Annotated in this window: 7 protein-coding genes and 2 pseudogenes; 5 read left to right on the top strand and 4 right to left on the bottom strand. The window is 70.8% G+C overall.

Annotation, left to right across the window (positions count from 1 at the left end; genetic code table 11):
* The 3 genes from E1165_RS27035 to def all read left to right on the top strand — a co-directional run.
* A partial coding sequence (locus E1165_RS27035; protein ID WP_132394541.1) for a chorismate-binding protein occupies positions 1–842 on the top strand: 842 nt, incomplete at its 5' end.
* A 138-nt stretch (positions 843–980) separates the two neighbouring features.
* Complete coding sequence (locus E1165_RS27030) at positions 981–1,769, top strand: TetR/AcrR family transcriptional regulator (RefSeq protein ID WP_132394540.1); 789 nt, start codon at positions 981–983, stop codon at positions 1,767–1,769.
* Positions 1,770–1,779: 10 nt separating this feature from the next.
* Entirely contained in the window at positions 1,780–2,289 is a 510-nt protein-coding gene (gene def / locus E1165_RS27025; protein ID WP_132394539.1) for a peptide deformylase, read from the top strand.
* A gap of 124 nt (positions 2,290–2,413) precedes the next feature.
* Here def and E1165_RS30235 read toward each other — a convergent pair.
* The 3 genes and pseudogenes from E1165_RS30235 to E1165_RS27010 all read right to left on the bottom strand — a co-directional run.
* Positions 2,414–2,617, bottom strand: a pseudogene (locus tag E1165_RS30235) (GNAT family N-acetyltransferase); the annotation flags it as partial.
* 361 nt (positions 2,618–2,978) lie between these two features.
* Entirely contained in the window at positions 2,979–3,425 is a 447-nt protein-coding gene (locus E1165_RS27015) for a recombinase family protein (RefSeq protein ID WP_243705009.1), read from the bottom strand.
* 179 nt (positions 3,426–3,604) lie between these two features.
* A complete protein-coding gene (locus tag E1165_RS27010) occupies positions 3,605–4,576 on the bottom strand; it encodes a YafY family protein (RefSeq protein ID WP_132394538.1) in 972 nt (323 codons plus the stop codon).
* 81 nt (positions 4,577–4,657) lie between these two features.
* On the opposite strand from E1165_RS27010, the gene E1165_RS27005 reads away from it, so the two are divergent.
* The gene (locus tag E1165_RS27005; protein WP_132181052.1) at positions 4,658–5,392 is read left to right on the top strand and encodes an alpha/beta fold hydrolase; all 735 of its coding nucleotides are present in this window, start codon (positions 4,658–4,660) and stop codon (positions 5,390–5,392) included.
* A 25-nt stretch (positions 5,393–5,417) separates the two neighbouring features.
* Complete coding sequence (locus tag E1165_RS27000) at positions 5,418–6,503, top strand: winged helix DNA-binding domain-containing protein (RefSeq protein ID WP_243705008.1); 1,086 nt, start codon at positions 5,418–5,420, stop codon at positions 6,501–6,503.
* Positions 6,504–6,899: 396 nt separating this feature from the next.
* Here E1165_RS27000 and E1165_RS26995 read toward each other — a convergent pair.
* Positions 6,900–7,404, bottom strand: a pseudogene (locus E1165_RS26995) (DUF4158 domain-containing protein); the annotation flags it as partial.

Genomic DNA, 7,404 nt, shown 5'->3' with positions numbered 1-7,404 from the left:
GCCCCGCCCGCCCTCGTGGCGCCCCCGGCCGCTGGCGGCTCGGGCCCTGGCAGGAGAGTTGGACCGCCCGACAGCACGCCGACGCCGTGGAGAAGGCCCGCGCCGCCATCGGCCGCGGCGACGTCTACCAGGTCAACGTCGTCGGCCACTCCGCCGCCACATACCGGGGTGACCCGGGACCGGTGCTGGCCCGCCTCGCCGCGCTGCCCGGCGCCCGCTACGGCGGCACCCTGCGCGGCGACGGCTGGGCCATCGGCTGCGCCTCCCCGGAGACCCTGGTCGAGGTCGCCCACGGTCGGGTGATCACCCGACCGATCAAGGGCACCCGCCCGGCCACCGCCGCCGGCCGCCGTGACCTGCTCGCCTCGGCCAAGGAACGCGCCGAGCACATCATGATCGTCGACCTGGAACGCAACGACCTGGCCCGGGTGGCCCACACCGGCTCGGTCCGGGTCGACGAGCTGTTCGCCGTCCGCCGCTGGTGCGACCTGTGGCAGGCCGAGTCGACCGTGTCCGGGGCGCTCGCCGACGGCCTGGGCCTGGCCGACCTGCTGCGCGCGCTGTGCCCCGGCGGATCGGTCACCGGCGCGCCGAAACTCGCCGCCCTCGACCAGATCGCCGCCCTGGAACCCGTCGGCCGGGGCGCCAGCATGGGCGGCCTCGGCTGGGTGGCGCCCGGCCGCATAGACCTGGGTCTGACCATCCGCACCGCCGCCGCCGACACCTCACGACTGCACGTCTGGGCCGGCGGCGGCATCACCTGGGACAGCGAACCGACCGCCGAGGTGGCCGAGGCAGCCGCCAAGGCCGCCCCGATGCGTGCCCTGCTCGCCGCCGGCTGACCTGCGGGGGGCTGCCCCCCGCAGGTCAGCCGCGGGGGCTCGATGACCGGTCCGTCGCCTCGCGCGGGCGCGCCCCTCCCCGGTTGTCGCGCACCGTACCGTACACCATACGGTACGAGGGACGGTAGGGTGACGGTCATGAACGTCGAGTACAGCGGCACCGGCGACCCCGCCCGCAGCCTCGCCCTACTGTGGCGCACCCGCGAGAAACCCAGCCGCAAGGGCGGCGAGCTCAGCGTGGACCGGATCGTGCGCACTGCCATCGAGATCGCCGACACCGACGGCCTCGCCGCGCTGTCGATGCGCCGGGTCGCCGAGCGCCTACAGGTGGGCACCATGTCGCTCTACACCCACGTGCCCGGCAAGGGAGAACTACTCGACCTCATGCTCGACACCGTCTACGGCGAAACCGCCCGCCCGCCGGAAGCCCCCGGCGGCTGGCGCGCCCGCCTCGAGCTGATCGCCCGCGAGAACCGGGCACTCTACCTGCGTCACCCATGGCTGCTCCAGGTCGCCACCACCCGCCCCCCGCTCGGCCCCAACGTCACCGCCAAGTACGAGTACGAACTGCGTGCCGTCGACGGCGTCGGCCTGACCGACCTGGAAATGGACGGCGTGGTCACCCTCGTCGACGGCTACGTCCACGGCGCGGTACGCGGCGCGGTGGAATCGGCCCAGGCCGCCCACCGCACCGGCATGACCGACGAACAGTGGTGGCGGGCGCACACCCCCTACCTGGAGAAGGTGATGGACCCCCGACGGTTCCCCACCGCCGCGCGCGTCGGCACCACCGCCGGCCAGGAGTACCAGGGCCCCTCGAACCCCGACCGGGCCTTCGAGTTCGGTCTGGCACGCATCCTCGACGGCGTGGCCGTCCTGATCGCCGCGCGCGCCGGGACACCACCACCGACGCCACCACACGGATAGGCTTCCACCCATGACCGTACGCCCGATCCGGATCATCGGTGACCCCGTCCTGCGCACCGCCTGCACCCCGGTGACCAACTTCGACCGCGAACTGCAACACCTGGTCGACGACCTCATGGACACCCTGCTCGGCGCACCCGGACGCGCCGGTGTCGCCGCCCCGCAGATCGGCGTCGACGCCCAGGTCTTCGTCTACGACGCCGACGGCCACCGCGGACACATGATCAACCCCAGCATCGAACTGTCCGAGGAAACACAGGACGACGACGAAGGCTGCCTGTCCATCCCCGGCCTGTACTTCCCGACCCCCCGGGCGACGCACGCCACCGTACGCGGCGTCGACCGGCACGGCGAACCCCTCACCATCTCCGGCACCGGCTTCCTCGCCCGCGCCCTGCAACACGAGACCGACCACCTGCACGGCCGCCTCTACGTCGACACCCTCCGCGGCGACACCCGACGCAGGGCACTGCGGGAGATCCGCGCCGGCCGGTTCGACTCACCGACCAGCCGCCGCTGACCCGCCCACACCTCGGCCCACCTCCCGGCGGACCAGCCGACACTCGACGAACTCGGCCGCCCGGGGTGAAACCCCACCGCTCATCCAGCCGCACCACCGACTGGTTGCCAGCCTGCACATTCAGCACGACCCGATCCACAGGCGGTCGCATCCGCGCGCACAGTGCCGCCACCACCGACCCCGCCAGCCCCTGCCCCCGCAGCGCCGGGTGGGTGGTGACGTCACCCGACGCCGCGACACGGTACGTGGGCGACCAGACGTGCACCCCCGCCACGGCGACCAGCCGCCCAGCCCGGCGGATCCCCACATACTGACCAGTGTCGAGCATCCGTGCGTCGAACCAGGTGCCCGGATACGCCACGGCGTACGACTCGCGCAACTGCGGCACGTCGGCGGTGCCGGGCACCTCACCCGCCGCACCACCCCGAAACCAGCCGCGTCGCGCCGGTCAACACCATCCGCAGGTGAAGGTCACCCCCCTCGACCCGGAACCAGCGAGCCAACACCCCCTCCACGCCGGGGGACAGGTGCGCCCACAACCGGCCCGTCCGTAGTTTCCAGACCAAAAACAACGCTAAGCAGTTGATCTAGGCCGGTACCTGGGGTGCTGCCTCACGATGGCGGCCTGCCGAGAGTCGCTTTGCCGTTTCTCTGGTGATCCCGGTAGGTGGGATTCGAGGTCAGCGCCGTCACCGTCCGGTCCGGCCGAGCAGGGCGTCGTACTGGTCAACCGTCGGCGGCCCGGGTAGGGAGTCCGGCGGTAGCTGGGCGAGGACGTCGTCCAGCCCGCCGCAGCCGCGCTTGGCGGCCTGCAGTTCGGGCAGCGCGGTGTGGAGGGTGCTGCGGGAGACGCCGAGCAGTTTCGCGATCGAGGTCACCGTGCGGTCCGGCTCGCCGAGCAGATGCAGCGCGTATGCGACTTTCTCCGGGGTCATCGCCGGCGGCCGGCCGAGGCGCTGGCCGGCGGCGCGGGCGGCCGCCAGGCCCTCGTTGGTGTTGGCCACGATGATCGTGCGGCTGAACTCGGCCAGGGCGGCGAAGACGTGGAAGACGAACATCCCGCCGGGGGTGGTGGTGTCGAGCTTCTCGTGCAGGGACAGGAAGCCGACGTTGAGCCGTTTGAGCCGACCGACGATCGTGACCAGGTCTTCCAGGGAGCGGCCGAGCCGGTCGAGGGAGACGACGGTGAGCGGTCGCCGGGCCGGATGTACTCGAACACCTTAAACAGCTCGGGCCGGTCGGCGTTCCTGCCGCTGGCCTTGTCGAAGAAGCTGATCGAGCCAGGGCTCGGGCGTGAGCTGGTCGCGGCATCCCGCTACGACGGTTGTCCCGGTGCTCGCTCTGCGGCTGCTGTGAGCAGGTCGGCCAGGTTCTTCAGGGCCTGCCGTAGTTCGTCGGGTCGGTGGATGGTGAAGGGCCATTCCAGGGAGGCGAGCAGGTGGGCCATTCCGTCCAGGCGCTCTGCCCTTGCGTGCATCAAGACACCGGCGGTGTCTGCGGTGAGTGTCACGGCGGAGCGGGGCAGTCGGCGGGCGATGTCGTCCAGCGGGCCGTGGATGAGAACCTCGACGTCCCAGCGGTAGGGCACTTGAGCCAGTGCCGAGGTCAGGTGGGTGACGGGGTCGAAGTCGTCGGGGGCGGTGAAGGTCTGCGTGCGGGTCGTGACTGATGCGATGCGGTCGATGCGGAAGGTCCGTAGGCTGTCGTGCCGGTGGTCGCGGCCGACGGCGTACCAGCGGCCGCGATGGAAGACGACGCCGTAGGGATCGAGGTCACGTTCGGTCTGGTCCTGGCGCCAGGACAGGTAGCTGATGCCGACGGTGGTGCGGGCGCGCGACGCCTGGGCCAGGGCCAGCAGCACACTCGTCTCGGGTGCCTGTGCGGTCACCGCGTTCGTCGTGAAGGACAAGGTCTCTCGCATGGCGGCCAGCGGCTCCCGCAGGCTGTGCGGTAGGACGCGTTCGATCTTGGCCAGTGCGCCCGCATTCGCGGGGGTGGTCATGCTCATGCCCAGCCGCTCAGCGGCAAGCAGGCCCACGACGACGGCGAGGGCCTCGTCGTTGGTGAGCACCAAGGGTGGCATCCGGTAGCCGCGGGCCAGGCGGTAGCCGCCGTGGCGTCCTCGTTCGGCCTCTACCGGGATGCCAAGTTCGCGCAGGTGCGCGGCGTACCGGCGCACGGTGCGGACGTCGGTGCCGAGCCGATCGGCCAGCTCGGAGCCGGGAAGCCGCGTGTGCGACTGGAGGAGTTCCAGCAGGGTCAATACGCGGGTGAGGGGATGCGACATGGATCACTCGACCATTTCAGGGCGGAACTTGTCCTGTATTGATCCTACGCTCGCGGCGGCACCTCACTTCAGGGAGATCACATGGCTACCTTCGTACTCGTTCCCGGCGCCTGGCTCGGCGCGTGGGCCTGGGAAGACACCGCGCAGGCTCTGCGTGAGCGCGGGCATACGGCGCTGCCGCTGACGCTGACCGGTCTCGGCGAGTACGCCGACCGGGGCACCCCGGAGACGGACCTGGAAACCCACATTGCGGACATCACTGACTTCGTCGAGCGACGCGATCTGCGCGAAGTCACTTTGGTCGCCCACAGCTACGCAGCTGCTCCCGTCACCGGGGCCACCGGGCGCCTTGGCGATCGGCTGGAGCGTGTGGTCTACGTGGACAGCGCCCCGTTCGCCGCTGGCATGTGCATGCTTGACCTCATGCCACCCGAGGCTGTCGACCAGCTGCGCCAGCAGGTAGCAGAGTTCGGCGACGGGTGGCGGCTGCCGATGCCGCCCTTTGACGTCCTGGGCTTGTCCAGCAGCCTCTACGGACTCGACGAGAACAAGCGGGGGCTTCTGCGCGCAGGTGCCACCTCCCAGCCGTTCGGCACCTTCGAGCAGCGGCTCGCCGGCCCGGCCGAACCCAGCCCAGACGTCGACCGCGTCCTGGTCGCTTGCAACGACTTCAAGAACCTGCTGGACGCCGGGGTGCCGATGTTGGCGTTCCTCAACCAGCCGCCGTGGCGGCGTTTCGACCTGTCGACGGGGCATTGGCCTATGTTGTCGGCCCCAGCCGAACTCGCCCACGTTCTCGGCTCGGCCGTCTCCTGACGGCGCAGAGCAGCAGATGCATCCGATGCTTCACCAGGAGCGCGTCCGCCGGATGCGCGCCCGCGCGCAAGCACTGGCCGACGGCGTCCGGGAGGACTCCGCCGCGGCGGTCGTGCGGCGGGTCTTCGCCATCCAAGCGCAGGACGCCACGGCAGCCGACCTCGGCATCCGCGCGCGTGGCCGCGACATCACGGCCAGCGCCATTCGCACCGCGTACGAGGACGAGAGAAGCATCGTCCGCAACTGGTTCATGCGCGGCACCCTGCACACCATCCCCGGCGAGGACGCCCGCTGGGCGCTGCGCCTGCTCGGCCCGCACTTCCTCGCGGCGACGAGCCGCCGCTACCAGCAGCTCGGCCTGGACGACGACCTACGCCAGCGCGCCGACCACCTGATCCGACGCGTACTGGGCACGCACGGGCCGCTGACCCGAGCCGAGCTGACCGAACACCTCACCGCCCTCGGCATTTCCCCTGACGGACAGGCGCCCTTCCACTTGATCCGCCACGCGGCACTCGCCGGCATCATCTGCCACGGCCCGCAGCGCGCCGCAGACGCCACCTACGTCCTGCTCGACGACTGGCTGCCCAGCACCGGAAGCCACCTCGAGCAGGACGCCGCCCTCGCCGAGCTTGCCCGCCGCTACCTGATCGCCTTCGCGCCCGCGGGCGTCGAAGACTTCGCAGCCTGGTCAGGGCTACCCATCACCTGGGCACGCAGCGCATGGAAGAAACTCGCGCAATCCGGCACGATCACCACGGACGCCGGATTGACCGCGCTCGCCCGACACGGCCACCAGCCCCTGGACACGCCCCGCACGCCCGACGTACGTCTGCTCCCGGCCTACGACAATTACCTGACCGGCTCCCGAACCCGCGAGGGCTCCGTCCCCGCGGCCCACCAAGCCCGGGTCTGGCCCGGAGGCGGAACCATCCGAGCTACCGTGGTCGCCGACGGCCTGGCCGTCGCCACCTGGACGCGCCGCTCCGGCGGACGCACGATCCAGGTGGAGCCGTTCCAGCCCTGGCCACCTCAGATCCAGACCGAAGTCGACACGGAAACCGCTGCCGTCGTGCGCTTCCTGCGCTCCACCGCACTCATCGAACCGTAGAGCGCAGGCCGGCCGGGCCGGTTATGTAGGTGACGTGACCGTCTCGGGAACTGGTAGCGAAACGCTGCTCCACGGCGGAGTTCGGTGACGAAGTGGCTGCCGAAGTACCAGGACTGCTCGTACTTGGTGACCATCGCCAGACCTTGTCGATCGGCCGCGGCAGTCACGCTGGACCTGGTGCTGAAGAAGCCTGCCGTACGCCTTTCGTTCATTGCGGGTGCTTCCGGGGGCAGCTCGACATGGCTTAGCGCAACGACCTCGCGGGAGGCATCGTCACGCTTGGGTGAGGTGGAAGATGTCTGGCGGCCTCTGTACCCACTCGTCGAACGGATCGTCGGCAACAGCGTGTTCCTCTTCGCGGCTGGGGTCGTACTCGTGGCCGCCGTGCTGTCGGAGCAGGCTGCGGATTCGTTCCGCCTCTCGTTCGGCGTCCCGCGCGTCCAGGCGCCGCAGGTAGGCCAGCTTCTCCAGCTCCGCTCTCACCGCGGCCGGGCTCGACGAGGTCGGCCGCACGCCCAGCCAGGCCAGCGGCGTCCGGCCGAGATAAGCGTCCGGGACCAGCAGCAGGTCCAGCTCGGCGCACCGCCGGTCAGTGAGCAGATGCCGCACCCGCGACCACGTCTCCGTCCGCGCCACGGGCCCGGGCCGCGGCCACCCGCCGCAGCAGCAGGATCACCCCCGGCCGGATCACCCGCGACGACAGCAGGTACTCGCAGGCCAGCCGGAACAGCAACTTCGGCGAGTCGTGCCCCATCGCCCGGGCGAACAGGAACGCGTCGAGATCCTTCCACTCAGCGGTGTCCATCGACCGCCAGCCGGCATAGCCGGCCACCTCGCGCAGATGATCCGTACGGGTCTGCTCCCGCTCGCCGTACCCGCGCAGCTCACCCATCGCAATCCC

It is taken from the genome of Micromonospora sp. KC723 (assembly GCF_004348595.1).
Classification (GTDB): Bacteria; Actinomycetota; Actinomycetes; order Mycobacteriales; family Micromonosporaceae; genus Micromonospora.
Note: the sequence above shows the minus strand (reverse complement) of the source record. Positions and strands in the feature narration are given on the sequence as shown.

Excerpts from the sequence above, each read along its gene's own strand:
- E1165_RS27030 (WP_132394540.1), top strand. The coding sequence starts at position 981 with ATGAACGTCGAGTACAGCGGCACCGGCGACCCCGCCCGCAGCCTCGCC.
- def (WP_132394539.1), top strand. The coding sequence starts at position 1,780 with ATGACCGTACGCCCGATCCGGATCATCGGTGACCCCGTCCTGCGCACC.
- E1165_RS27010 (WP_132394538.1), bottom strand. The coding sequence starts at position 4,576 with ATGTCGCATCCCCTCACCCGCGTATTGACCCTGCTGGAACTCCTCCAG.
- E1165_RS27005 (WP_132181052.1), top strand. The coding sequence starts at position 4,658 with ATGGCTACCTTCGTACTCGTTCCCGGCGCCTGGCTCGGCGCGTGGGCC.
- E1165_RS27000 (WP_243705008.1), top strand. The coding sequence starts at position 5,418 with ATGCTTCACCAGGAGCGCGTCCGCCGGATGCGCGCCCGCGCGCAAGCA.